The 23677-nt window shown below is 59.7% G+C and carries 22 protein-coding genes and 1 other RNA gene; 12 read left to right on the forward strand and 11 right to left on the reverse strand.

Annotated features, from left to right (window positions below; genetic code table 11):
• The first annotated feature begins 15 nt into the window (after nt 1–15).
• Complete coding sequence (locus IV89_RS08350) at nt 16–1776, forward strand: ATP-binding protein (protein ID WP_037944346.1); 1761 nt, start codon at nt 16–18, stop codon at nt 1774–1776.
• Nucleotides 1777–1780: 4 nt separating this feature from the next.
• Nucleotides 1781–3115 carry a sigma-54 dependent transcriptional regulator gene (locus tag IV89_RS08355; protein WP_009824697.1) on the forward strand — a complete coding sequence of 445 codons (1335 nt, stop codon included), beginning with the start codon at nt 1781–1783 and terminating at the stop codon, nt 3113–3115.
• Nucleotides 3116–3137: 22 nt separating this feature from the next.
• Here the strand turns inward: IV89_RS08355 and IV89_RS08360 are convergent, their stop codons facing one another.
• The gene (locus IV89_RS08360; RefSeq protein ID WP_037944345.1) at nt 3138–3422 is read right to left on the reverse strand and encodes a hypothetical protein; all 285 of its coding nucleotides are present in this window, start codon (nt 3420–3422) and stop codon (nt 3138–3140) included.
• A gap of 568 nt (nt 3423–3990) precedes the next feature.
• On the opposite strand from IV89_RS08360, the gene IV89_RS08365 reads away from it, so the two are divergent.
• Nucleotides 3991–6906 (forward strand): ribonuclease E/G, encoded by a 2916-nt coding sequence (locus tag IV89_RS08365; protein WP_037944344.1) that lies wholly within the window; start codon nt 3991–3993, stop codon nt 6904–6906.
• Between the two features lie 97 nt (nt 6907–7003).
• On the opposite strand, the gene IV89_RS08370 is transcribed toward IV89_RS08365, so the two are convergent.
• Entirely contained in the window at nt 7004–7231 is a 228-nt protein-coding gene (locus IV89_RS08370; RefSeq protein WP_037945031.1) for a sulfurtransferase TusA family protein, read from the reverse strand.
• Nucleotides 7232–7335: 104 nt separating this feature from the next.
• Here IV89_RS08370 and IV89_RS08375 point away from each other — a divergent pair, with 104 nt between their 5' ends.
• The 4 genes from IV89_RS08375 (at nt 7336) to IV89_RS08390 (ending at nt 11683) form a co-directional block, all read left to right on the forward strand.
• On the forward strand, nt 7336–8088 hold the full coding sequence (locus tag IV89_RS08375) for a cytochrome c biogenesis CcdA family protein (RefSeq protein WP_037945030.1): 753 nt from the start codon (nt 7336–7338) through the stop codon (nt 8086–8088).
• Nucleotides 8089–8144: 56 nt separating this feature from the next.
• Nucleotides 8145–9371, forward strand: coding sequence for a hypothetical protein (locus IV89_RS08380; protein WP_037944343.1), 1227 nt, complete (start codon nt 8145–8147; stop codon nt 9369–9371).
• On the forward strand, nt 9368–10720 hold the full coding sequence (locus IV89_RS08385) for a cytochrome P450 (RefSeq protein ID WP_037944342.1): 1353 nt from the start codon (nt 9368–9370) through the stop codon (nt 10718–10720). The genes IV89_RS08380 and IV89_RS08385 overlap by 4 nt, the downstream gene beginning before the upstream one ends.
• A 69-nt stretch (nt 10721–10789) precedes the next feature.
• The gene (locus tag IV89_RS08390) at nt 10790–11683 is read left to right on the forward strand and encodes a fructose bisphosphate aldolase (protein ID WP_037944340.1); all 894 of its coding nucleotides are present in this window, start codon (nt 10790–10792) and stop codon (nt 11681–11683) included.
• Between the two features lie 48 nt (nt 11684–11731).
• On the opposite strand, the gene IV89_RS08395 is transcribed toward IV89_RS08390, so the two are convergent.
• The 9 genes from IV89_RS08395 to IV89_RS08435 all read right to left on the reverse strand — a co-directional run bounded on the left by IV89_RS08395 (nt 11732) and on the right by IV89_RS08435 (nt 18040).
• The gene (locus tag IV89_RS08395; protein ID WP_009824689.1) at nt 11732–11965 is read right to left on the reverse strand and encodes a hypothetical protein; all 234 of its coding nucleotides are present in this window, start codon (nt 11963–11965) and stop codon (nt 11732–11734) included.
• 9 nt (nt 11966–11974) lie between these two features.
• Nucleotides 11975–12208, reverse strand: coding sequence for a ribbon-helix-helix domain-containing protein (locus IV89_RS08400; protein ID WP_037944339.1), 234 nt, complete (start codon nt 12206–12208; stop codon nt 11975–11977).
• Nucleotides 12205–12381, reverse strand: a complete 177-nt coding sequence (locus IV89_RS08405; RefSeq protein WP_005853675.1) for a DUF4169 family protein — start codon at nt 12379–12381, stop codon at nt 12205–12207. Before IV89_RS08405 ends, IV89_RS08400 begins: the two co-directional genes overlap by 4 nt.
• Complete coding sequence (fumC, locus tag IV89_RS08410; protein ID WP_005853673.1) at nt 12378–13772, reverse strand: class II fumarate hydratase; 1395 nt, start codon at nt 13770–13772, stop codon at nt 12378–12380. Before fumC ends, IV89_RS08405 begins: the two co-directional genes overlap by 4 nt.
• Before the next feature lie 112 nt (nt 13773–13884).
• Nucleotides 13885–14355: a ClpXP protease specificity-enhancing factor SspB gene (locus IV89_RS08415; protein WP_005853671.1), complete on the reverse strand. Its 471-nt coding sequence runs from the start codon at nt 14353–14355 to the stop codon at nt 13885–13887.
• A gap of 72 nt (nt 14356–14427) precedes the next feature.
• Nucleotides 14428–15684: a chromate efflux transporter gene (chrA, locus tag IV89_RS08420; RefSeq protein ID WP_037944338.1), complete on the reverse strand. Its 1257-nt coding sequence runs from the start codon at nt 15682–15684 to the stop codon at nt 14428–14430.
• A gap of 155 nt (nt 15685–15839) precedes the next feature.
• Nucleotides 15840–16658, reverse strand: coding sequence for a glycosyltransferase (locus IV89_RS08425; protein WP_037944337.1), 819 nt, complete (start codon nt 16656–16658; stop codon nt 15840–15842).
• A gap of 261 nt (nt 16659–16919) precedes the next feature.
• Nucleotides 16920–17266, reverse strand: a transfer-messenger RNA (tmRNA) gene (gene ssrA, locus IV89_RS08430).
• A gap of 30 nt (nt 17267–17296) precedes the next feature.
• The gene (locus IV89_RS08435) at nt 17297–18040 is read right to left on the reverse strand and encodes an FCD domain-containing protein (RefSeq protein ID WP_037944336.1); all 744 of its coding nucleotides are present in this window, start codon (nt 18038–18040) and stop codon (nt 17297–17299) included.
• Between the two features lie 189 nt (nt 18041–18229).
• Here IV89_RS08435 and acuI point away from each other — a divergent pair, with 189 nt between their 5' ends.
• The 5 genes from acuI (at nt 18230) to IV89_RS08460 (ending at nt 23675) form a co-directional block, all read left to right on the forward strand.
• Nucleotides 18230–19222, forward strand: a complete 993-nt coding sequence (gene acuI / locus IV89_RS08440) for an acryloyl-CoA reductase (RefSeq protein WP_037944334.1) — start codon at nt 18230–18232, stop codon at nt 19220–19222.
• A gap of 134 nt (nt 19223–19356) precedes the next feature.
• The gene (locus IV89_RS08445) at nt 19357–20778 is read left to right on the forward strand and encodes a deoxyribodipyrimidine photo-lyase (RefSeq protein WP_037944333.1); all 1422 of its coding nucleotides are present in this window, start codon (nt 19357–19359) and stop codon (nt 20776–20778) included.
• A gap of 77 nt (nt 20779–20855) precedes the next feature.
• Nucleotides 20856–22064, forward strand: a complete 1209-nt coding sequence (locus IV89_RS08450) for a cyclopropane-fatty-acyl-phospholipid synthase family protein (RefSeq protein ID WP_037944332.1) — start codon at nt 20856–20858, stop codon at nt 22062–22064.
• Nucleotides 22065–22096: 32 nt separating this feature from the next.
• Nucleotides 22097–22537 carry a TrgA family protein gene (locus tag IV89_RS08455; RefSeq protein ID WP_005853664.1) on the forward strand — a complete coding sequence of 147 codons (441 nt, stop codon included), beginning with the start codon at nt 22097–22099 and terminating at the stop codon, nt 22535–22537.
• Between the two features lie 4 nt (nt 22538–22541).
• Nucleotides 22542–23675: an NUDIX domain-containing protein gene (locus IV89_RS08460; protein WP_037944330.1), complete on the forward strand. Its 1134-nt coding sequence runs from the start codon at nt 22542–22544 to the stop codon at nt 23673–23675.
• Nucleotides 23676–23677 lie beyond the last annotated feature (2 nt).

The raw sequence follows: 23677 nt of genomic DNA on the forward strand, positions 1-23677 counted from the left end.
GCGTAGATTGCCGCCATGTTTCGGTCTGCGTCCTCTAGTGAAGCCCCTTTATCTGTCAGCTGGCGCGTCCGGCTGGCGGTTGCTTTGCTTTTGGTCATTGCGGTGGCCACGATTTCGGTCACCAACAAGCTGCTGACGGATCGCTTTACCGAAAGCACACGTAACCGGGCCGAGCTTCGGATCGCGCTATACAGCGGCAACCTGCTGGCCGAGCTGCGCCAGAACGCGATTGTGCCACAGCTTTTGTCGCGCGATCCCGCCTTGATCGAGGCGCTGACCCGATCTGATTACTCCCTGTCGACCCAGCGATTGATCTCTTTTGTAGAGGAGATCGGCGCGGCGTCCTTGATGCTTTATGATATCGATGGGCGCACGGTGGCAGCGACCGACCGCAACCGGTTGGGGGCCTCGCACCGGCAAGAGGCTTACTTTGTTGACGCGCTGCGATCGAATTCGACCGTGTTCAGCGTTATTCCCCGTGATACCGGCGGCTACCGGTTCTTCTATTCGCGCCGTATTCAGGAAGGCGGCACCAACCTTGGGGTGATCGCGGCCGAGGTGGATCTGCAACGGTTTGAACGGGCCTGGGCCGGTATCTCGGATGCGGTGATTGTCACCGACAGCACGGGTGACATCATCATGGCGACCGAACCGCGCTGGCGCGGTCTGACGGAAAGCGAGGCTCTGTCGAACCAGACACCGCAAAGCGCCATCGAGCGCGCGATCAAGGCCACCGCGGATTGGACCGCATTGCCTGCCGATGCTTATCTGCAGGGCGAGGCGGTGATGCGTCTGTCGTCACGGATACCGTTTCGGGGCTGGCGGATCACGAGCTATACCACCTATGCCTCGGTCCGCGAGAAGGTGAACGGGGTGCTTGCGCTTGAGGTGATGGGCTTTGCGATCCTGCTGGCGCTGACGTTTTATGCTCTCAGCCGTCGGACGGCGGGGCGCGCGGCGCTGTTTCAGCGTGAATCCGCCGAGCTGCGCGCGCTGAACGCCGCCCTTCAGCGCGAGGTGGCGGAACGCAAACGGGTGCAGCAGACCTTGGCCGTGGCCGAGCAGACGTTGGAACAATCCAGCAAGCTCGCCGCCTTGGGCGAAATGTCCGCCGCCGTCAGCCACGAGCTGAACCAGCCGTTGGCCGCGATGAAGACCTATCTGGCGGGCGCGCGTCTGTTGATGCAGCGCAACCGGCTGGAGGAAGCGCTGGCGTCATTCGGGCGCATCGACGATCTGATCGAACGCATGGGGGCCATCACGCGGCAGCTGAAAAGCTATGCACGCAAGGGCCAGCAGCAGTTTTCGCCCTTTGATATGGGGGAGGCGCTTGCCTCTGCCTTGTCAATGATGGAGCCGCAGCTACGTCAGCGTCAGGTGCAGATCAACCGTATCCTGCCCGCAGCGCCTGTTCAGGTGATGGGGGACCGCATGCGGATCGAACAAGTATTGGTCAATCTCTTGCGCAACGCATTGGATGCCACCAAATCGGAACGAAACCCGACGGTAGAGATTATACTATCAGCGGGTGAGACGGCGACGCTTACCGTGCGCGATAATGGCCCCGGGATCGAAGATCTCGATAGCCTGTTCGAGCCGTTTTATACGACCAAGCAGCCCGGCGATGGTGTCGGGCTGGGGCTTGCGATCTCGTCGGGTATTGTATCCGATCTGGGGGGCAGGCTGACAGCTCGCAACGGCCAACATGGCGGTGCGGTTTTTGAAATGCAGCTGCCCATTATGGACAGCACAGAGAAGACACAGGCGGCAGAGTAAACCAATGGCTCAGGCAATGAAAATCGCGATCGTTGATGATGAACAAGACATGCGTCAGTCGATCAGCCAGTGGCTGGCGCTTTCGGGCTATGACACAGAGACGTTCGGCAGCGCCGAGGACGCGCTGAAAACGCTGGGGCCGGATTACCCCGGTATCGTGATCTCCGACATCAAGATGCCCGGCATGGGCGGGATGCAGTTCCTGAAAAAGCTGATGGGGACCGACAGCGCGCTGCCCGTGATCATGATCACCGGCCATGGCGATGTGCCCATGGCGGTCGAGGCGATGCGCGTCGGCGCGTTCGACTTCCTTGAAAAGCCCTTTAACCCCGACCGGATGAGCGAACTGGCCAAGAAGGCCACCAACGCGCGCCGTCTGGTCATGGACAACCGCGCCCTGCGTCGTGAACTGTCTGACGGCAGCCAGTTGATGAAAAAGCTCATCGGCGGCTCGCCCGTGATGGAGCGGCTGCGCGAGGATATTCTGGATCTTGGTCAGGCCGACGGTCACGTGCTGATCGACGGTGAAACCGGTACGGGCAAGACGCTGGTAGCGCATGCGTTACATGCTGTAGGATCGCGCGCGGGCAAGAAATTCGTGCTGGTCAGCTGCGGTGCGCTAGAGGAAGACGCATTGAGCAAGCGCTTGTTTGGTCCGATGATGCCAGAAGACGCCCAGCTTCCCGCGATCGAGGAGGCCCGCGGTGGTACCTTGGTGCTGGAAGGTGTTGAATCGCTCAGCGAGACGCTGCAAGCCCGTCTTCTGAGTGCGATCAACGACCAAGGCACGCCTGCGGAAACGCGGATCGTTGCGATTTCGAACCTGCAAGAAGCGGGGCGCACCTCCGAAGATGCGCTGCGTTCTGATCTTTTCTATCGTCTGGCCGCTCTGCGCATCACCGTGCCGCCGCTGCGCCAACGGGGCGAGGATATTCTGACGCTGTTCACACGTTTGTCCGAAGAATTCGCGGATGAATATGGCTGCGAGACTCCGCAGGTTTCCGCGCAAGAGGCCGCGCAACTGTTGCAAGCGCCTTGGCCCGGGAATGTGCGGCAATTGATCAATGTGGCTGAACGCGCTGTGTTGCAGTCGCGTCGCGGGTCCGGTTCTATCGCATCACTGCTGATGTCGGACCACGAAGAGATGCAGCCGGTGATGACCACCGACGGCAAGCCGTTGAAAGAATATGTAGAAGCCTTCGAGCGTATGCTGATCGATAATACCATGCGCCGGCACAAAGGGTCTATCGCCAGTGTGATGGAGGAGTTGTGCCTGCCGCGCCGGACGCTGAACGAGAAGATGGCGAAATACGGTTTGCAGCGCTCGGATTACCTCTGAGCGCCGCACTTTGCAGACAGGCTCAGCCGAGCCGCGTCTCGATCAGCTCGCGTGCTGCACCGGTTTCATCGGTGTAGCAGGTCCACGACGGGCCGCCGGGGATATCGACAATATACTGGCCAGTCTCGACGATAGGGATGGTCGTGTTGAGCGTACCGCCCGATTTGCCGGTGTGTTTTTCCACGGCACGGATGCAACTGCGCTTGGACGGGCCCTCGGGGTCGCTGCCGCCGGTCGTGCTCATGTCTTCGCAGGCGGCAAGCGCCAGAAACGGCAGGCACAGGGCTGCGCGCAGGGAAATATGCATTCGTATCATCCTTATCTGTCTTATTTTTGTGCATCCCGTCACAGGGGCTGCGGCACGGGCATAAACCCGCTGGCAAAGCTTTTCCCATAGCACCGATCCTTGTCAAGCAAGGCGGCGAGGCGCGTGATACCGCTATCGGCCCCCGTATCTGTAAAGCCGCTAAACGCGATTTCCCATTGTCATTTGGTGCCTTCTGCCGTTAATTGTAGATAGGGCTGTTTGCCTCTTTGGATGGCAAACCAGACCCCAGACAGTTTCGATGCCTCGGTTCCCCGGCATGTGGTGACCAGGCAGACCGATTAGGCCCTTAAAAAAGGCTCAAGAACCGCTGACGATTGCGCCGTGCCTTTGGCCGGACAACCGCAGTAAATTAATGGATATGGGGGCGCGGTACGCACCACCCATGTCGGAGAAGAACCGCGATGACGCGCGCAGACGCCAAGAGCAGACAGACAGGCGGCCTTTTGGGCCCTGTTTTAGCCGCGTCACCCATCGCCCTGACAAGACATACCCTGCCTCGCAGCGCCCCACCGGGGCTGCTGTTTGCGCAGCTGTGCAAAATGGATTTATGCCTAAGAAAATGCTTATCGATGCCACCCACGCTGAGGAAACTCGCGTTGTTGTGGTTGACGGAAACAAGGTCGAAGAATTTGACTTTGAATCAGAGAATAAACGCCAGCTAGCTGGCAATATCTACCTCGCGAAAGTCACGCGGGTCGAACCTTCGTTGCAGGCCGCGTTTGTGGATTATGGCGGCAACCGTCATGGTTTCCTCGCCTTTTCGGAAATTCACCCCGATTACTACCAGATCCCCGTCGCCGACCGTCTGGCGCTGATGGAGGAAGAGCGTGCCTATGCCGAAGCGCAGGCCGCCAAGGAAGACGAAGACGAAAAACCCAAACGCCGCACACGCTCGCGCAGCCGCAGCAAGTCCAAGGCCGAAGACACCGTGTCCGATGACGCGACGGTCAGCAAAGACGCGGATGCGACCGACAGCGACCAGATCAACGGCATGCAGACCGTCGATCTGGACGATGAAGAAGGCTCCTCTCCGATGGAGCGGGTTGCCGAAACGCCTGTCGAAGAGCCAGACGGCGATGATAGCAAGGCAGAAGGTGACACGCCCAAGGCCGCCAATGCAGATGCGAAAGACGCCGCGAAACCTGATGCCGATGATCAGGACGACAGCGACGACGCGGATGACAGCGACGATAGCCCCAAGGCTAAAGATGCGTCCTCCAAGGATGACAGCATCGAATCCGTGGCGGATGACGATGACCACGACGATCTGCGCACCGCGCGCAAGCCACGGCCCAAGCGCTATAAAATCCAGGAAGTCGTCAAGGTGCGTCAGATCCTGCTGGTGCAGGTCGTTAAAGAGGAACGTGGCAACAAGGGTGCCGCGCTGACAACCTATCTGTCGCTGGCCGGCCGCTATTGTGTGCTCATGCCCAACACCGCGCGTGGGGGCGGCATCAGCCGCAAGATCACCAACGCCGCGGACCGCAAGAAGCTGAAAGAGATCGCAAACGAAATTCAGGTGCCAAAAGGTGCCGGTCTGATCGTGCGCACCGCCGGTGCACAACGCACCAAGGCCGAGATCAAGCGCGACTACGAATACCTGCAACGCCTGTGGGAACAGATCCGCGAGCTGACGCTGAAATCCATCGCGCCCGCCAAGATCTACGAAGAAGGCGACCTGATCAAACGCTCGATCCGCGACCTTTATAACCGCGAGATTGACGAGGTGTTTGTCGAAGGTGAACGCGGTTACCGCATCGCCAAGGACTTCATGAAGATGATCATGCCGTCCCACGCCAAGAACGTGAAGCTCTATAGCGAAACATTGCCCTTGTTCGCGCGCTATCAGGTCGAAAGCTACCTCTCGGGCATGTTCAATCCCACGGTGCAGCTGCCTTCGGGCGGGTATATCGTGATCGGTGTGACCGAAGCGCTTGTTGCGATCGACGTGAACTCGGGCCGGGCCACCAAGGAAGGCTCCATCGAGCAGACCGCGACCAAGACTAACCTGGAAGCCGCCGCCGAAGTCGCCCGCCAGCTGCGTCTGCGCGATCTGGCCGGTCTGATCGTCATCGACTTTATCGACATGGACGAGCGTCGCAATAACGCCGCCGTTGAAAAGCTTATGAAGGAAAAGCTGAAAACCGACCGTGCGCGTATTCAGGTGGGCCGTATTTCCGGCTTTGGTCTGATGGAAATGTCGCGCCAGCGTTTGCGTCCCGGTATGATCGAGGCGACGACACAGCCGTGCCACGCCTGCCACGGCACCGGCCTGATCCGGTCGGACGACAACCTTGCGCTGTCGATCCTGCGCCAGATCGAGGAAGAGGGCACCCGCAAACGGTCGCGCGAGGTATTGATCACCGCGCCTGTGGGCATCGCTAACTTCCTGATGAACCAGAAGCGCGAACATATCGCCCATATCGAAGGCCGCTATGGCATGGCCGTGCGCATCGAAGGCGACCCCGCTTTGGTCAGCCCCGATTTCTCGCTTGAAAAGTTCAAGACCGCGACACGGGTTGTCACGCCGATCGAACATGTGGTGTCGGTTGATACCTCCATCATGGACGAGGTCGACGATCTGGATGTTGATGCGGAAGCAGATGCGGACAATGCTGACAATGAACCTACCGGCAACGGCAATGGCGGGCAGAACCAGCACAATGGCTCTGACGATGACAATGATGGCGAAGGGAAACCCAAGCGCCGTCGTCGTCGCCGGAGGCGTCGGGGTGGCAAATCCAACGGGGATGATGCGGCCAACGGTGAAAACAACGGCGATAGCAACACCAACGGTGACAACGGCGATAGCGACGCGCCCGCGGAAATTGCGGATGCCAAGGATGACGCGAAAACGGATGCGACTGCAGACGCCGCTTCTGATGACGCGAAACCGCAGGACAAACCCAAGCGCACCCGTAGCCGGACCCGCAAACCCAAGGCTGATGCCGCGGCAGAAGCGACCGTAGACGCGGACGCCAAGACCTCCGAGGACGCGAAACCTGCGGAGACGACCCCTGCCGACGCGGAGGCCGCCGAAGACGCGCCCAAGCCAAAACCCAAGCGGACCCGCACGCGCAAGCCCAAGGCCGCGCCTGTCGAGGCTGTCGAAGAGGCGCCCAAGCCCGAGGAAACACCTGCGCCAAAAGAGCAGCCAACCCCCGAGCCCAAGCCCGAGCCTGAGGTGACACCAGACGCGCCGACGCCCGAGCCCGCAAAGGAGCCGACGCCGATCCCGACGCCGGAACCCACGCCCGCGCAGCCGTCCCAGCCCGCCGAGGTGGAGCAAACGCCGGCCCCGACCGAGGTGCCCGATAGCACCCCGACGGAAATGCCGCCCGCGCAGGAAATCCAGCCGGAGCCACCGGTCACCGAAGTACCTCAGCCCGAGGCGACCCCGCAGGCGGAGCCCGAAAAACCCGCCAAGCCCAAGCGGCGCGGCTGGTGGTCCTTGGGCGGCTAAGCAGCGCCCCTGCGCTGACATATAGAAACGACAAAAGGCAGACCTTCGGGTCTGCCTTTTTTCTGCGGTATCCGCGGCACGTGGGGCGGCGGGACCGTTACTTTTTGCGGATCACATAGGCCTGCGGCGTTTCGTCCATCGCGGCGCTTTCAAGGCTGTGACCGGCCTCGGCACAGAAATGCGGGATGTCGATGATCGCGGCGGGATCATCCGCATGCACGGTCAGAAGATCGCCAGAGGCCAATGATTGCAGGCGTTTACGGGCTTTGAGCACGGGCAGGGGGCACAAAAGCCCCGTCGCGTCGAGAAAGTTTTTATCTGTCATGGTCCTCAGATAAGCCACATGTTTCAACGCGTCCACAACCTTGTGACGGGGATCACGCGCAACAGCAGGTGACGCGCCCGACAAAGCAGATTATGGCTGATGTCATGTTTGGATTTGACCTGATCGACGCGGGACTACTGCCCGCCATACTCATTGCGCTGACCGCCGGGATCATCAGCTTCCTGAGCCCCTGCGTCCTGCCCATCGTCCCCCCGTACCTCGCCTATATGAGCGGGGTCACCCTGAACGACATGTCATCGGTCGCCGCCGCGCGCCGCAAGGCTGTCATCGCGGCGCTGTTCTTTGTGATGGGGCTGAGTACGGTGTTCCTGATTCTGGGGTTCACGGCCTCGGTCTTCGGGGCGTTCTTCCTGCAAAATCAGGTTCTCTTCGCGCGGCTGTCGGGCATCGTGGTGATCATCTTTGGTCTGCATTTCCTGGGCGTCTTCCGCATTCCCTTTCTGGATCAAGAGGCGCGTCTGGATGCGGGCGACAAGGGCGGCACGTCCTTTGGGGCCTATATCCTTGGGCTGGCCTTCGCCTTTGGCTGGACACCCTGCATCGGGCCGCAGCTTGGCGCGATCCTGTCGCTTGCGGCGTCCGAAGCCTCGGTCACGCGCGGCACGCTTTTGCTGGGGGTCTATGCGGCGGGCTTGGGTATTCCCTTTTTGCTGGCGGCGATGTTCATTACCCGCGCCACCCACGTCATGAACCGGATCAAGCCCTATATGAAGCTGATCGAACGCGGCATGGGAATCTTGCTGGTGGTCGTCGGTCTGGCGCTGCTGACGGGGGCGTTTACGACCTTCTCTTTCTGGTTGCTGGAAACATTTCCTGCATTGGGATCCTTGGGTTAGGCGCCTTACTCTTGCCGGAAAACCTGTTTAAGCTGCGGCGAAATACAGGGTGAACGATGGCCGAGAACATAGAGCAGACAGTCAAGACGCGACGGGTTTTCTATATCCCGGGCTATGACCCCATTCATCCGCGCCGCTACCGCGAGCTTTACCGCAAGGAAGGCAGCGCACAGGCGCGGATCTCGGACTATCAGATCGCGCTGTCGCCCAAGAAGGGCGGCGGGAACTACGGCTGGAACGTCGCCGCGCATATCGATGGCGTTGATGTAGAGGCTCAGGTCGACGTGCTCGTCTGGTCCGACATCGTGCGCATCTCCATGAGCAATTCGATCCTCGCGACCTATGGGCAGTTGGTGCAGACGGCTTGGGTCTATATCGCGTCGGGTGCGCTTTGGCGGTTGATGAAGCTGCGCAAGGGGCCGGTGATTGCGGCACTTTATCCGGTGGGGATGTTGCTGCTGCAACTGTTGACCGCTGCCCTCGCGGGCAAGCTGCTTTACGCGGGGGTGACCTTCTTTGGCGGGCCTTCGTGGTTCAAGGGGATCGCCGCCGCCGCTGGCGTGGGGCTGGGCTGGCAGGTGCTGCGCTGGTTCAAGAAACACGATGGCAAGCTTTTCGCCTATTACCTGATGCATGATTACGCCTTCGGGGCCGCGACGCGCGGGGCGAACCCGCCCGCGCTTGAAACGCGCATGACCGAATTCGGGGATGCGATCGCGCAGGCGCTGAGGTCTGATGTGGACGAGGTGCTGGTCGTGGGCCATTCCTCGGGCGCGCATCTGGGGGTGTCGATCCTTGCCGATCTGATCCGCGCGGGCCGTGTCCCTGCGGACGGGCCTGCGCTGGCCTTTATGACCTTGGGGCAGGTGGTGCCGATGGTGTCCTTCCTGCGCGATGCCCACCGTCTGCGCGCCGATTTGCGCTTTCTGTCGCAATGCGAGGGTCTGACATGGGTCGATGTGACGGCCCCCGGCGACGGCTGTGCCTTTGCGCTTTGCGATCCGGTGGCGGTGTCGGGCGTTGCCCCCGAGGATAAACGCTGGCCGTTGGTGTTTTCCGCGGCCTTCACCCAATCGCTGACCCCAGCCCGCTGGAAAGAGCTGCGCTGGCGGTTTTTCCGGCTGCATTTCCAATACCTTTGCGCCTTTGATGCGCCCAAGGACTATGACTATTTCCAGATCACCGCCGGCCCGCACAGTCTGGCCGAACGCTATGCCGGACGGCCTGCATCCCGGTCGCGCATTGTCAAACCGGTGAATAAATTCACCTCTACCGCGCCATGACGCTGCCCCCCAAACCCGAGAGCCGCCCCGCGAAAGTGTCGCTTTGGCGCTATGCGCGGCTCTTTCGCCAAGACATCCTGTCGGCGCAGCCCGCACGGCTGTATCGGGCCTGGATGGCAGAGTTCAAGACGCCGTTCTTCCGCAGTTATCTGATCAACCAGCCTGATCTGATCCAGACCGTGCTCAAGACGCGCCCCGACGAGTATCCCAAGTCAGACCGGATCGGCGAAGGATTGCGCCCGCTGCTTGGCAATTCGGTCTTCCTGACCAACGGGGCGATATGGAAACGACAGCGGCGCATTATTGACCCCGCGTTTGAAGGGGGCCGCTTGCGCGAAACCTTCCCCGCCATCTGGGACGCGGCAGAGGCAGCAGCGGCACGGCTTTCCCCTCATGATGGCGCGCCGCTAGAGGTCGAGGCGCAGACCAGCCACGCGGCGGCGGATGTGATCTTTCGCACGTTGTTTTCGATTCCCATCGAACACCACATGGCGCGCGAGGTCTTTGACGAATTCAAAACCTATCAGCGCAGCCAGCCGATCCTGAACATCGCGGCCTTTGTACCCTTGCCCCGCTGGCTGCCACGGCTGTTCCGCCGCGACACCAAACGCAGCGCAGCCAAGATCCGGCGACTGATCACCGCGCTGACGGCCGAACGGATGGAGGCGATCAAGGCGGGCACCGCCCCTGACGATCTGGCGACCAAGATCATGACCACGCCCGACCCCGAAGACGGTTCTACCTTTACCACCGAAGAAATGGTCGATCAGGTCGCGATCTTCTTTCTTGCGGGCCACGAGACGAGCGCATCGGCGCTGGCATGGGCGATGTATCTGGTGGCGACCCATCCCGACTGGCAGGACCGTCTGGCCGAAGAGGCGCAGGCGATCGACCAGTGCGATTTTGCGGTCATGGGCAAGCTTAGGCAAAGCCGCGATGTCTTCCGCGAGGCACTGCGCCTTTATCCCCCCGTGCCGATGATGGTGCGCGAAGCGAGCTGCCCCGCGACGTTCCGCGACCGAACCGTGGCGCGTGGGGCACAGGTGGTGATCAGCCCGTGGCATCTGCATCGTCACGAACGCCTGTGGGATAACCCCGACGGATTTGATCCGGCGCGATGGCACAGCGAGAACGGCAAGAAATGCCAGCGCGAGGCATATCTGCCGTTCAGCGCCGGTGCGCGGGTCTGCCCGGGGGCAGGCTTTGCCATGGTCGAAGGCCCGTTGATCCTGTCGCGTATCCTGCGCGATTACCGCATAGAGGTTGTCGGCAAGAAGCCACCTGTTCCCGTAGCACATCTGACAGTTCGTTCAAAAGACGGCATTTTGCTGCGCTTTGTCCGGCGCTAACGATATATCATCGCGGGAATAGATGCGTTAAACGAACATTCGACGGAATCAATAAGGGCCAGGATCATCATGACCACGACAGACGCACAGCGCACACAAATGGAAACAGGGCAGGGGTTTGTGGCCGCATTGGACCAGTCGGGCGGATCGACCCCCAAGGCGCTGAGCCTTTATGGCGTTGAACCCTCTGATTACTCGGGCGATGCCGAGATGTTTCAAGCCATGCACGACATGCGCGCGCGGATCATTCTGGCCGATGATTTCACCTCTGACAAAGTTCTGGGCGCGATCCTGTTTGAACGCACGATGGACAACACGATTAACGGCAAACCTGTGGCCCAACTGCTTTGGGAGGATCGCGGCGTCGTACCTTTCCTGAAGATCGACAAAGGTCTGGAAGACGAAGCAAACGGCGTGCAGCTGCTCAAACCCATGCCCGAGCTGGACGATCTGCTGAAACGCGCGAAAGCCGCGGGTATCTTTGGCACCAAGGAGCGGTCGGTCATTCAATCCGCCAACGCCGAAGGGATCGCGTCGGTCGTGGCGCAGCAATTCGCCGTTGCCAAAACCGTCTGCGCTGCCGGTCTGGTCCCGATCATCGAGCCAGAGGTGAACATCCATTCCGAGAGCAAGGCGGAAGCCGAGGACATCCTGAAATCCGAGCTCGAGAAGCACTTGGCCACGCTGTCGGCGGAGGAACTGGTGATGCTCAAGGTGACGCTGCCAGAACTCGCGGGGCTTTATGACGGCCTTGCGGATCACCCCAATGTGCTGCGGGTCGTTGCGCTGTCTGGCGGGTATTCCACCGAAGACGCCTGCGCGCGTTTGGCGCAAAACCCCAAGATGATCGCCAGCTTCTCGCGTGCGCTGACCGAAGGGCTGAACGTCAAGATGTCGGATGCCGAGTTCAACACGGCACTGGGCCAGAACATCACGAAGATCTACGATGCCTCTGTCGCCTAAATTGGAATTTTCCTAAGTTCCGCGGGGGTTTTCTTGGGAAGAAAACCCCTAAACAATAATGCGGATCGGTTCCTGATTGCAAAAGATCACGAGCTGGCCCGCATTCTCCACAGCGTGATAACCGCGGCGTAGCAGTTCTTGCTCGAACGCGTGGCGGCCCACATATCTTTCGACATCCCTGACATTCCGCCGCACGACACACCCGCTGCGGGCAGCCTTCGAACTGAATAGGGCGAGCATCCAGCCCTCGGGCGACAATGGAGAATACTGTTGTTTGACCATGGGGGAAACTTACCCCCGCGAAGGTAAACGTTCCTTTAATGCTCGCAGCACATACACGCGGATCGCAGAGGCCAGCCCCGCTTCAACGCCGCGTTCTGCATCGATCCGCGCCACTAGCGCATTGATCGGCATGTCCATCTCTTGCGCAAGGTCGCGCAATTCCTGCCAGAATTCATCCTCCAGCGAGATCGACGTACGGTGACCCCGAAGGGTCACCGAATGTTTCACCGGCCGGGCGCTCATGTGTCGCGCTTATGGGCTTCCAGATTGCGCGAGATTTGCGCCAGACGGGCTTTCAAAACCTCTTTCTGGTCCTTGCTTTGGCCGAACTGTACCGCGTTTTCATCGGCACGGGCCTTGCGCGAGGCGCGGTTGCGCTCTTTCTTGACCTTGTTGAGGTTGATGGGGGCGCTCATTCTTTGGGTCCGATCATTTGCTCCGGCCGCACCACGCGGTCGAATGTTTCGGCATCGACAAAGCCCAAGGCGATTGCTTCTTCCTTGAGCGTCGTGCCGTTCTTGTGGGCCGTCTTCGCGACTTTGGTCGCGTTGTCATAGCCAATCGTAGGGGCCAGCGCTGTGACCAGCATCAGGCTTTCTTTCATCAGCTTGTCTATACGTTCGACATTGGCCTGTGTGCCGACAACCATATTGTCCGTGAAGGCCGAGGCGCTGTCGCCCAAAAGCTGCATGGATTGCAGAACGTTATAGCTCATCATCGGGTTGTAGACGTTAAGCTCGAAATGACCTTGCGAGCCGGCAAAGCCGACGGCGGCGTCATTGCCCATGACATGCGCACAGACCATGGTCAGCGCTTCGGCCTGCGTCGGGTTCACCTTACCCGGCATGATCGACGACCCGGGCTCGTTCTCGGGCAGGATCAACTCGCCCAGACCCGAACGCGGGCCGGACCCGAGCAAGCGCATGTCATTGGCGATTTTGAACAGCGATCCCGCAACGGTTTTCAGCGCACCCGAGAACATGACCATCGCGTCATGGGCGGCCAGCGATTCAAACTTGTTGGGCGCGGTGACAAAGGGCAGGCCGGTGATCTCGGCCATATGCGCGGCCACGGCTTCGGCCCAGCCTTTTTTGGTGTTCAGGCCGGTGCCAACGGCAGTACCGCCTTGGGCCAGTTCATAGATATCGGGCAGGCAGGCGTTGACCCGTTCGATTCCCTTTTTCACCTGATGCGCATAGCCCGAGAATTCCTGACCCAAGGTCAGCGGTGTCGCATCCTGGGTATGGGTCCGGCCGATCTTGATGATGTCCTTGAACTCTTCGGACTTCGCGACCAAGGCGTCGTGCAGTTTTTGCAGACCGGGCAGCAGTACATCGCGGGCCTGCATGCCGATGGCTACATGCATCGCGGTAGGGAAGGTATCGTTGGACGACTGTCCCATGTTGCAGTGGTCGTTGGGGTGGACCGGATCTTTCGACCCCATCTCGCCGCCCAGCATCTCGATCGCGCGGTTCGAGATCACCTCGTTCGCGTTCATGTTCGACTGGGTGCCGGAACCGGTCTGCCAGACGACCAGCGGGAAATTGTCGTCGAACTTGCCCTCGATCACCTCGGTCGCGGCGGCGGTGATTGCATCGGCCAGCTTCTGGTCCAGATTGCCCTGGTTCAGGTTTTCCATCGCACAGGCTTTTTTCACGACGCCAAGGGCGCGGATGATCGGCACGGGCTGTTTTTCCCACCCGATGGGGAAGTTGATGATCGACCGCTGGGTCTGCGCGCCCCAGTATTTGTCGGACGGCACTTCCAATGGGCCAAAGCTGTCGGTTTCTGTGCGGGTATCGGCCATGAAAAGGCTCCTGATCTTGGGCTTATGTCTGATCAGGGTTTACCCCGCGGGCCGCAGCGGTGCAATGAGCCGATGGCGCTAACCTTGGCGACAAGGCGCGCTGACCGGTCGATTACTTGCGGAAGCTGTCCAGCGATACGATCTCGGCGGCTTTGGGGGCTTCTTCCTCGACCTCAAGCTCGCTTTCGTCTTGTTGGGGCAGATCTTCGTCCTCGTCCTGTTGGCCCGGTTCTTGCTGTTCGAACTTCAGGCCGAATTCCACCGACGGATCCACAAAGGTGCGGATCGCGTCATAGGGGATATACATCGGTTCGGGCGCATCGCCAAAGTTCAACGTGACCGAGAATCCTTCCTCGGTGACCTCAAGCTTGTCGTACCAATGCTGCATGACAACGGTCATCTCGCCGGGGTAGCGGTCGGACAGCCAATCGGCCAGTTCCGCATCCGGATGAGAGGTGTCGAACGTAATAAAGAAGTGATGGTTGCCGGGCAGTCCATTGGCTGCAACGTCAAGTAATACCTGACGAATTAACCCGCGCATGGCATCGTGCATCAGATTGCCATACTCAATGCTTCGGCTCATTACTTCTCTCCGGCCTTGGTTGATGGCGATAGCATACGGCATTTCGCACCAGTGAAAAGGGGGCGCAAAAATTTATAGCAACAGGCGCCAGCAAAGGGCCAATGCCGCGCTTATCGTCATCGTCAGGACAAAGCCGAACCGCAGCCCCAGCATCAACACTCCCGCCACCCCCGTCAGCACAGCGGCCACGGGATCAAAGCTGCTCCAATCAGGGAGCGGCACGGCCAGATGCGCCATAGGCAGCACGCGTTCAAACATCACATGCAGCGCGAACCAGACCGATAGGTTGGCAATCACGCCGACGACGGCGGCGGTAATCGCGCGCAAGGCCCCCGCCAGCCGCGGCTGCGCCGAGATCGCCTCCAGATACGGGCCGGCAAGGAATATCCATATAAAACAGGGCGTAAACGTCACCCAGAGCGCCAGAGCCCCGGCCGAGACCGCGCCCCATGGCCCCGATTGGGCAAAACCCGCCAGCAGGGCAACAAACTCCGTCACCAGAATGAGAGGGCCCGGCGTCGTCTCGGCCAGCCCCAGGGCGTCGATCATCTGTTCGGTGGTGATCCACCCGTGATCCTGCACCACAGTCTGCGCCATATAGGCCAGCACCGCATAGGCGCCGCCAAAGGTCACCACCGCGAGCTTCGAGAAGAAGAGCCCGATCTTGAGCAGGAATTCATTCCCCACACCCCAGACAAACAGCAGCGGCGACGCCCATAGCGCGACCCAAAGCCCGATGACGCCGAAGGGGCGGGCAGGGCGGTGATGTCGCACCTCAACCTCGACCACGCTGCCGTGCCCGGTGGCACCGAAAGCGCCCCAAAGGCCAGCGCCCAGAATGATCAGCGGGAAGGGCAGACCAAAGACGAACAGAGCCACAAAAGCCAGCGCAGCCAGCACCCAACCCGCGCGCCCGTGCAACGCCTTCCGTCCCAGATTGCGCAAGGCTTGAAAGACCACGACAATGACCGCCGCCTTGATCCCCATGAACGCGGCTTGAACCAAGGGAAGCTGGCCGAAATAGGCATAGCCAAAGGCCAGCGCCAGAATGACTGCAGCCCCGGGGAGTACAAACAAAAGCCCCGCCAACAGCCCGCCAAGGGTGCCGCGCAGCCGCCATCCGGCATAGGTCGCCAACTGCATCGCCTCTGGCCCGGGCAACAACATGCACAAGGACAGCGCGCGCAAAAAACCGTCTTCCGAAAGCCAGCGATGACGCTCGACCAACTCTTTGTGCATCAGGGCGATCTGTGCCGCTGGCCCCCCAAAGGACAGCACCCCGATCCGCCCGAACACACGCGCCAGCAGGCGCCATTCCGGTACACTCATATCTCGCATATGCCTCTCACGATGCCCCGCGCCAGAGGTCGCAGTACCGGCCCCTGAGGTCAAGCGTCGGTGGGGCACCGATTGGCACTGCCCGCACATACACGCGGTGGTATTCAAACGATGCGGATTGTCAGGTCAGGGGGGGCAGGTTGCTATCACGCCAAACTATCGAAATCGTTGAACTCTTTGAACGGCACGTCCAGCATCCAAGGGAACCGTGATTTAAAGTCCTCGTCGTCGCGCCAATTCTCGACCTCTGTCCATCTTTCACCGACGCTGACACGCGAGTCGTTCACGTCGCTCAACGTGCGGATATACATGAGCTTCCGAGTGTCGCTGGTGTAACCAAACCGTTTCGGTGCATCCATATGGCCGATGCCGAATATGTTTTTATGGTCTTTCCTGCCAACCATCGTCAGACCCAAATTAATGAATTTGAAGCGATGTGCCCATAACTGAACCTCGTCGTCACGCAGGCCCAATGCGTACCCCTTTGGGAATGTGTAAAAATGGGGCTTGCCCTCTGCTTCGAGCGGCTCGGCTTGCGCTAGATGCGCTCTGAGCGTTGCGATGAAATCCGAAGACAGGCCGTCATCATCATCAAGGACGACTTGCGCCACGGGATCGCTCCCTGCAAATTTTCCGATTGCGTGGCGCTGAAACTTCCTCGCCGGGCCCTGCGGCGCGAATTGTATCGTGAACTTGCCTGCCCCTAAACGGTCTTCACACATATCGGTCAGCTCTGATTTTGCCCAATCGGGCATCTGATCGCTGGAGAGGATGAAATGGTGAAAGTTATCGTCCGTTTGCGACGCGAGGCTCGCCAATGCGATATTGTTGAACAGCCATAGCCGCCGCAACAGCCTGTTTTTATCGAACAGCATCGCCGCATCTTTGGAAAAGTCGCTTTGCCATCCTGACGCCCCTAGAAACGAGAACCGAGTTGAGACGAGGATTTCAGTCGATTGGGACATTGAGCGGCTTCTCTGCTTTGTGGGCGGTTAATGTATCTTATTAAAAATTATGGACTTTTGACCGCAAGTCAAACAAACCCGAAGTGCGGGTTGAAAGTCAGGGTTCAAGGGGCTTGGGTGTTCTGCCGTTCATTCTGAAGCGGACGAAGTGCTTATGCAAGCTGCCGATTGATTGCAGCACAGGCGAAGGCCCGCCTGACCATAAGCAGGCGGAAAGTGCACATCATGCGCTTGAAAGTGGAAAATTACGGGGGAGAGGTAAGTGCAGGTTTCTGTTGCCAGGTACCTGCGAACCCCGCCTTAGGTCGCTAAACGTAAGGACTTAAGTTTCAATAGTTCCGGTCGCTTACGCGGCCATCGCCATTGGAGCACGATTGTCATTTGCAATTGTACATTTTACGCCGATAACGGTGGCAGTCAGCCGAGATAAAGCAACATCTTTAGACGTTCGTCGATCCTATTTCGACCCCATGATCCGCAAATGACGGATGTTTGGTGGAGTCGCCGGGTACCGCCCCCGGGTCCGAACCGCTTATTACATGCGCGTTTATACCCATAGTCCCGAAGGACACCCTAGATATAAGGGGCGTGATTTGCTTTGCAAGGGGAAAGCTTTGAAAACGAAAGATGTCCCGCGGCTATCGGGCCGCGTCAATCTGTTTGCTGCGGCGGGCAAAGACGGTGCGGGCGAGGGCCTGGGTCTCTTCCTCAAGCAGGGACAGCCCTTGGGCGGCGGCGCCGGCGTCGCGGGCGGCGATGGCGGCGGCGATGTCACGATGGCGCGCGACGATGGCGTCGCGGGACCATGCGGTGAAGGTGATCATGTTCATCAGCGGCTGCATCGCTTCGACCGCACCGGCGAGTTGATAGGACAGCACCGGATTGCACGCGCCATCGACCAGCGCGCGGTGAAACGCGACATCAGCCGCGCAAAAGCCCGCGTCCGACAGATCGGGGGCAGATTGCGCGGCAAGCGCGTTTTGCATTGCGTCCAGGTGATGATCCTGCCTGCGTGCCGCCGACAGGGGGGCGCAGGCGCGCTCTAGCGCGAAGCGGGCCTCGCAGGCGGTCTCGAAGCTCACATCGTTCATCGACAAAAGCAGGGTGGAGGTGGTGATCTGCTGCGCTTGGGCGGCTTCAAAGCTGATGCGATTGACGAAAGCGCCGCCCGTTGCACCCCGTTGCGTGCGGATCAACGATTGTGCCGCCAACCGCTTGAGCGCCTCGCGCACCGTCGCGCGCGAGACGTTGAACTGCGCCGACAGCTCCGCCTCGGAGGGGAGGCGTTCGTCCACGATCAACACACCCTTGATGATGGCATCACGGATGTTCGCGGCAATATGGCTGGACAGATCAGAGGCGGTTTCTGGCGTGGAATTCATATGTCTTACATTTATGGTTTGGAAAAACTTTAATTGTCTGACATTAATTTTGCAAGATGTGAGTCGGCGGGCACCCCCACTGGCGCGCAGCTTGAACCCATGGAACCGAGGGGCCAGCCCCTCGGGCTCCCCGGAGTTTACTGGCAAAATGAAGCGGGCCCTGAACGGCGGTCCGAGACAGGAGAAATGATGTTTGATGCGTTGATGGTGAATAAGGATGAGGACACCGGCAAGACCCATGCCGAGGTTACCCAGATCGACCTTGACCGTTTGCCCGAGGGGGATGTGACCGTTGCTGTCGAATATTCGACCGTGAACTACAAGGACGGGCTGTGCATCGGGCCGGGCGGCGGCTTGGTACGCAAGTATCCCCATATTCCGGGTATCGATTTCGCAGGCACCGTGGAGGCATCGGACGATGATCGCTACAAACCCGGCGATAAGGTCGTGCTGACCGGCTGGCGTGTGGGCGAGGCCCATTGGGGCGGTTATGCGCAAAAGGCGCGTGTGAAGGCAGACTGGCTGGTGCCGCTGCCCGAGGGGCTGAATACCCGCCAGGCCATGGCCGTGGGCACGGCGGGCTTTACCGCGATGCTGTCTGTCATGGCGCTGGAGGATCACGGGCTGGTGCCAGGCAACGGGCCGGTGCTGGTGACGGGTGCCGCCGGTGGCGTGGGGTCGGTCGCGGTCGCCATCCTTGCTGCATTGGGTCACGAGGTCGCCGGTGTGACGGGCCGCCCGGATACGGCGGATTATCTGAAATCGCTGGGTGCCACGCAGATCGTCGCGCGGGAAGAGTTGAACGAAACCGTTAAACGCCCGCTGGAATCCGAAACCTGGGCCGGTTGCATTGATGCCGTGGGCGGCGAGATGCTGGCGCGGGTCTTGGGGCAGATGAAATACGGCGGTTCGGTCGCAGCTGTCGGGCTCGCGGGTGGGGCAGGGTTGCCGGCCACGGTGATCCCCTTCCTGCTGCGCGGTGTGAACCTGCTGGGGATCGATTCCGTCATGCAACCCTATGACAACCGTCTGCGCGCATGGCAGCGGATCGGGAAAGGCCTGCCGCTGTCCAAGCTTGAGGATATGGTCGTGCCTGCGACGCTGAGCGATCTGCCCAAGCTGGGGGCAGACATCCTGAACGGTCAGGTGCGGGGTCGTGTTGTGGTTGATGTGAACGGTTAAACCACCGGCACGACGGCTACGATTTGTCTGGCGGCGGCCCCTTGGGGTCGCCGTTTGGCGTATTTAGGGACTGGTACGGCCTTGACCTTGCGAGGGCAGCACTAGCTTTGCATCACCTTAACGCAAAGTGTGACATGTCCGATAAAAGCCCCATCCTTCTTTGGTATCGCCGCGATCTGCGGCTTAGCGATCATCCGGCCCTATCTGCCGCTGCAAACGCGGGGCGGCCCGTGATACCCGTCTTTATAAAGGACAAGAGCGTCAACGCCCTTGGCGCGGCACCGAAATGGCGTCTGGGGTTGGGGATCGGGGCGCTGGCGAACAGTCTTGAGGGGGTGTCGAGCAGGCTGATCTTGCGTGAAGGCGATGCGCTTGAGGTATTACAGGTTCTGATCAAGGAGACGGGCGCCGGTGCCGTCTATTGGTCGCGGCTTTATGATCCGGACAGCGTGCAGCGCGACAGCAAGATCAAAGAGATCCTGTGCAACGACGGGATAGAGGCGAAATCCTTTGGGGGGCACGTCATGTTCGAGCCCTGGACGGTCGAGACCAAGGCGGACGACTGCTATAAGGTCTACACGCCGTTCTGGAACAACGTCAAAACCCGCGATGTTGAGCCGCCGCTGTCGGCACCTTCAGAACTTCCCGCGCCCGAAAGCTGGCCCGACAGTGATGCGCTGGACGGGTGGGGCTTGGGGGCTGCGATGGACCGTGGTGCCGATGTGGTGCGCCCGTTTGTCTGTCTGGGCGAAAAAGCCGCGCAGTCGCGGCTGGGGGCCTTCATGGCGCATGGGGTAGCCGACTATAAGCAGACCCGCGACATTCCCGGCACCGATGGCACGTCGAACCTGTCCGAGAACCTGTCGCTGGGTGAGATTAGTCCGCATCAATGCTGGCACGCCGCACAGCGCGCCTTGCATGACGGCAAACAGGGGGCGGAGACCTTTCTGAAAGAGCTGGTGTGGCGCGAGTTTGCCTATCACCTGATGCATCACACGCCACGGATGCTGACCGACAATTGGCGCGAGGAATGGGATGCCTTCCCCTGGAACGAGGATGAACGCCGTGCCGAGGTAAAAGCCTGGAAACAGGGGCGCACGGGCGAACCCTTTGTCGATGCTGCCATGCGCGAGCTCTATGTCACCGGCCGCATGCATAACCGGGGCCGCATGATCGTCGCGAGCTATCTGACGAAACATCTGATGTGTCACTGGCGCATCGGGCAGAAGTGGTTTGAACATTGCCTGATCGACTGGGACCCCGCGAGCAATGCGATGGGGTGGCAATGGGCGGCGGGGTCGGGGCCGGATGCGTCTCCGTATTTCCGCGTGTTCAACCCCGAGACACAGCTGGATAAATTTGATAAGAATAGAGACTACGCCAGTCGCTGGATCGCCGAAGGGCGTGCCAATCCGCATAAGGACGCGCTCGCGTTCTTTGATGCGATCCCGCGCAGTTGGCCCTTGTCGGCGGATGATGACTATCCCGAGAAGATCATCGCGCTGGACGAAGGGCGCGAACGGGCCCTTGAAACCTATAAGGGGCGAAACTTTTAACCTTTATGAAACGTGGATCTCCCACGTAACACCCATAAACCAATAAGATACGCGTCCAAGCGCATACAGGAGAGCGAATGATTTTGACCAGCACCGAGGGGCAGACTGCCCTTCCACGATATTTCTCGCGTGTTTTTGCGATGGCGCAGGAAATGCAAAACGGGCAGGTCGACTTTGTTTTGCCCGACGGGCGGTGCTTTCGCGCAACCGGAAAGAACCCGCTGCCCATTGCGGAAATCCGTATCCATAACAATGACTTGTTCGCGCGTCTTATCAGGGAGGGTGATCTTGGTTTCAGCGATGCCTACCTTGACGAATGGTGGAGCACACCGGACCTGCAGGCCTTTATGGACGTGGCTCATGCGAATGAGGATATCTACGATTCATTCCCCGGCATGGGGTTGATCCGCAAATTTGAATCCCTGCGCTTCTGGTTGCAGCGCAACAGCAAGAAGCAAGCGCGTAAGAACATCAGCTATCACTATGATTTGGGGAATGATTTCTACAAATTGTGGCTTGATGACACGATGACCTATTCAAGCGCGCTTTTCGAGGACGGCTTTCAACAATCGCTAGAGGCGGCGCAGACTGCGAAATATGCCTCTATGGTGGATCAAATGGGGGTCTCGGCTGGGGACCATGTGCTGGAAATCGGCTGCGGCTGGGGCGGTTTCGCTGAATATGCAGCGAAGGAACGCGGGCTCAAGGTCACCTGCCTTACGATCAGCAAAGAGCAGTTTAACTACGCCAAAGAACGTATTGAAAACGCGGGCTTGGCCGATGTTGTTCAGTTCAAGCTTCAAGATTACCGTGACGAGCGTGGCACTTACGATGGTATTGCCAGCATCGAGATGTTCGAAGCCGTTGGGGAACAGTATTGGCCGTCGTATTTCAATACGTTGCACGCCTGTCTTAAACCTGGATGTCAAGCGACCTTGCAAATCATCACCGTGCCGGATCGTCGCTGGAAGGTTTACAAGCGAGGCGTTGATTTCATTCAGAAATATATCTTTCCGGGGGGTATGCTACCAAGCCCCGCGGTGTTGAAGCAACAGGTTGAGAATGCCGGACTAGCCGTTGAAAAGTCTATCGAATTTGGAAAAAGCTACGACGTCACGCTGCGCCGCTGGCATACGACCTTCAATGAGAAGTGGGAAGAGATCGCGCGTATGGGCTTTGACGAACGCTTCAAGCGGATGTGGGATTTCTACCTCACCTCTTGCGCGTCTACCTTTGACAGCGGCAATTGCGATGTGACACAGATTACCGTGAAGCGTCCGGCCTGAGGGCGCATTGCTTGTAGTCTAAGGAAATCCCGATGCCGACCGCTGCCCGCCTGACAGCCGCTTTCTGCCTGGCGCTGATGGGCTTTGCCCTTTCGCGCATGATCATGCCCCTGATGCCTGAATCCACCCAGTTCGGGTATTTCATTCCCACCAATATTGCCCTCGGGCTCGCGGTCGGGTGGCGGGTCATGGGGGCACGTGCGGGCGGTGGCGTTTCCGAAGGGATCACCATCGGGCTGACCGGCGCCGTGGTTCTGGTGTTCTGGGGGCTGTTCATCCAGGCAGGCCGCGAGATGATCGAGAACGCGATGATGCACCGCTATGGCGGTGTCGGAGAGGCGCTGGTGGGCATGATTGGTATCGGTGCCGAATACTTCCTGATCATGGCAACGGTGCCGATCATCGCGGTCGTGTTGATTGGCGGTGCCGTCAGTGGCGTGATCACAAACCTTATCGACAGCAAGTTCCCTTAAGCCGATGACAGATCTTTTTCTCTATGGGTCGTTGCGGCATGTGCCGCTGCTTGAAATTGTGATGGGGCGCGCGGCGGACCGGCTTGACATCTCGCCGGACCGTTTGCCGGATCACATCGCCTTATCCGTTGTCGAGGGGCCGTTCCCCTGCATCGTGCCGGCACCGGGCCAATCCGCCGAAGGGGTGTTGCTGCGCGGGCTGGGGCAGAACGATCTGGACCGGTTGAATTTCTACGAGGGCAGCTTTGCCTACGACCTGCAAGAAATCACGTTGGAAAGCGGCGCAAGCGCTTTGGGCTATTTCGCGCGGCCTGATCAATGGACGACACGTGACCCGTGGTCGCTGACGCAGTGGCAGGCAGATTGGGGTGCGCTCAGCTGCTTTGCTGCGCGCGAGGTGATGGATTATTTCGGCGTCTACACCGCCGACCGCGTGGCACAGATGTTCCCGATGATCCGGTCACGGGCAGCGGCGCAGGTGAATGCGCTTCGGTCGAAACACGGGGCAGGGACGCTGGACGGCAAGGTCCGGATCGACCGGATTGACCGCGCCTATACCAATTATTTCGCGCTGAACGAATATCACCTCGCGCACGAGCGTTTCGACGGCACGATGACCGATGTGCTGGAGCGTGCGGTCTTCGTCGCGACCGATGCCGCCTTGGTGCTGCCCTATGATCCGGTGCGGGATCGGGTGATGCTGGTAGAGCAGCTGCGCATGGGGCCGGTGGCGCGGGGGGATCGCGCGCAGTGGCAGCTTGAACCCATCGCGGGCCGTGTTGATCCGGGCGAAAGCCCCGAAGACGCCGCGCACCGCGAAGCGCAGGAAGAAGCGGGTCTGACCCTGCGCAAGCTTGAAAAAATCGCGGAAGTCTATGCCTCTCCGGGGGATTCTACGGAATTTTTCTATATCTATCTGGGCCTTGCCGATTTGCCCGATGATAGCACCGGTGTGAACGGGCTTGAGGCCGAAAACGAGGATATCCGGTCCCATCTCATCGGCTTTGATGCGCTGATGACAATGGTAGACCAGCTTGAAGCTGCCAATGCGCCGCTGGTGATTGCCGCTTACTGGCTTGCGCGGCATCGGGAACGCTTGAGGTTGGAAGCGCCCGCCGCTACACCGGAGGTAACTTGATT

This window comes from Sulfitobacter sp. CB2047 (assembly GCF_000735125.2).
Classification (GTDB): domain Bacteria; phylum Pseudomonadota; class Alphaproteobacteria; order Rhodobacterales; family Rhodobacteraceae; genus Sulfitobacter; species Sulfitobacter pontiacus.

What these genes read in the sequence shown, in the direction of transcription:
- IV89_RS08350 (WP_037944346.1), top strand. Translation starts at nt 16, where the DNA reads ATGTTTCGGTCTGCGTCCTCTAGTGAAGCCCCTTTATCTGTCAGCTGG.
- IV89_RS08355 (WP_009824697.1), top strand. Translation starts at nt 1,781, where the DNA reads ATGGCTCAGGCAATGAAAATCGCGATCGTTGATGATGAACAAGACATG.
- IV89_RS08360 (WP_037944345.1), bottom strand. Translation starts at nt 3,422, where the DNA reads ATGCATATTTCCCTGCGCGCAGCCCTGTGCCTGCCGTTTCTGGCGCTT.
- IV89_RS08365 (WP_037944344.1), top strand. Translation starts at nt 3,991, where the DNA reads ATGCCTAAGAAAATGCTTATCGATGCCACCCACGCTGAGGAAACTCGC.
- IV89_RS08370 (WP_037945031.1), bottom strand. Translation starts at nt 7,231, where the DNA reads ATGACAGATAAAAACTTTCTCGACGCGACGGGGCTTTTGTGCCCCCTG.
- IV89_RS08375 (WP_037945030.1), top strand. Translation starts at nt 7,336, where the DNA reads ATGTTTGGATTTGACCTGATCGACGCGGGACTACTGCCCGCCATACTC.
- IV89_RS08380 (WP_037944343.1), top strand. Translation starts at nt 8,145, where the DNA reads ATGGCCGAGAACATAGAGCAGACAGTCAAGACGCGACGGGTTTTCTAT.
- IV89_RS08385 (WP_037944342.1), top strand. Translation starts at nt 9,368, where the DNA reads ATGACGCTGCCCCCCAAACCCGAGAGCCGCCCCGCGAAAGTGTCGCTT.
- IV89_RS08390 (WP_037944340.1), top strand. Translation starts at nt 10,790, where the DNA reads ATGACCACGACAGACGCACAGCGCACACAAATGGAAACAGGGCAGGGG.
- IV89_RS08395 (WP_009824689.1), bottom strand. Translation starts at nt 11,965, where the DNA reads ATGGTCAAACAACAGTATTCTCCATTGTCGCCCGAGGGCTGGATGCTC.
- IV89_RS08400 (WP_037944339.1), bottom strand. Translation starts at nt 12,208, where the DNA reads ATGAGCGCCCGGCCGGTGAAACATTCGGTGACCCTTCGGGGTCACCGT.
- IV89_RS08405 (WP_005853675.1), bottom strand. Translation starts at nt 12,381, where the DNA reads ATGAGCGCCCCCATCAACCTCAACAAGGTCAAGAAAGAGCGCAACCGC.
- fumC (WP_005853673.1), bottom strand. Translation starts at nt 13,772, where the DNA reads ATGGCCGATACCCGCACAGAAACCGACAGCTTTGGCCCATTGGAAGTG.
- IV89_RS08415 (WP_005853671.1), bottom strand. Translation starts at nt 14,355, where the DNA reads ATGAGCCGAAGCATTGAGTATGGCAATCTGATGCACGATGCCATGCGC.
- chrA (WP_037944338.1), bottom strand. Translation starts at nt 15,684, where the DNA reads ATGAGTGTACCGGAATGGCGCCTGCTGGCGCGTGTGTTCGGGCGGATC.
- IV89_RS08425 (WP_037944337.1), bottom strand. Translation starts at nt 16,658, where the DNA reads ATGTCCCAATCGACTGAAATCCTCGTCTCAACTCGGTTCTCGTTTCTA.
- IV89_RS08435 (WP_037944336.1), bottom strand. Translation starts at nt 18,040, where the DNA reads ATGAATTCCACGCCAGAAACCGCCTCTGATCTGTCCAGCCATATTGCC.
- acuI (WP_037944334.1), top strand. Translation starts at nt 18,230, where the DNA reads ATGTTTGATGCGTTGATGGTGAATAAGGATGAGGACACCGGCAAGACC.
- IV89_RS08445 (WP_037944333.1), top strand. Translation starts at nt 19,357, where the DNA reads ATGTCCGATAAAAGCCCCATCCTTCTTTGGTATCGCCGCGATCTGCGG.
- IV89_RS08450 (WP_037944332.1), top strand. Translation starts at nt 20,856, where the DNA reads ATGATTTTGACCAGCACCGAGGGGCAGACTGCCCTTCCACGATATTTC.
- IV89_RS08455 (WP_005853664.1), top strand. Translation starts at nt 22,097, where the DNA reads ATGCCGACCGCTGCCCGCCTGACAGCCGCTTTCTGCCTGGCGCTGATG.
- IV89_RS08460 (WP_037944330.1), top strand. Translation starts at nt 22,542, where the DNA reads ATGACAGATCTTTTTCTCTATGGGTCGTTGCGGCATGTGCCGCTGCTT.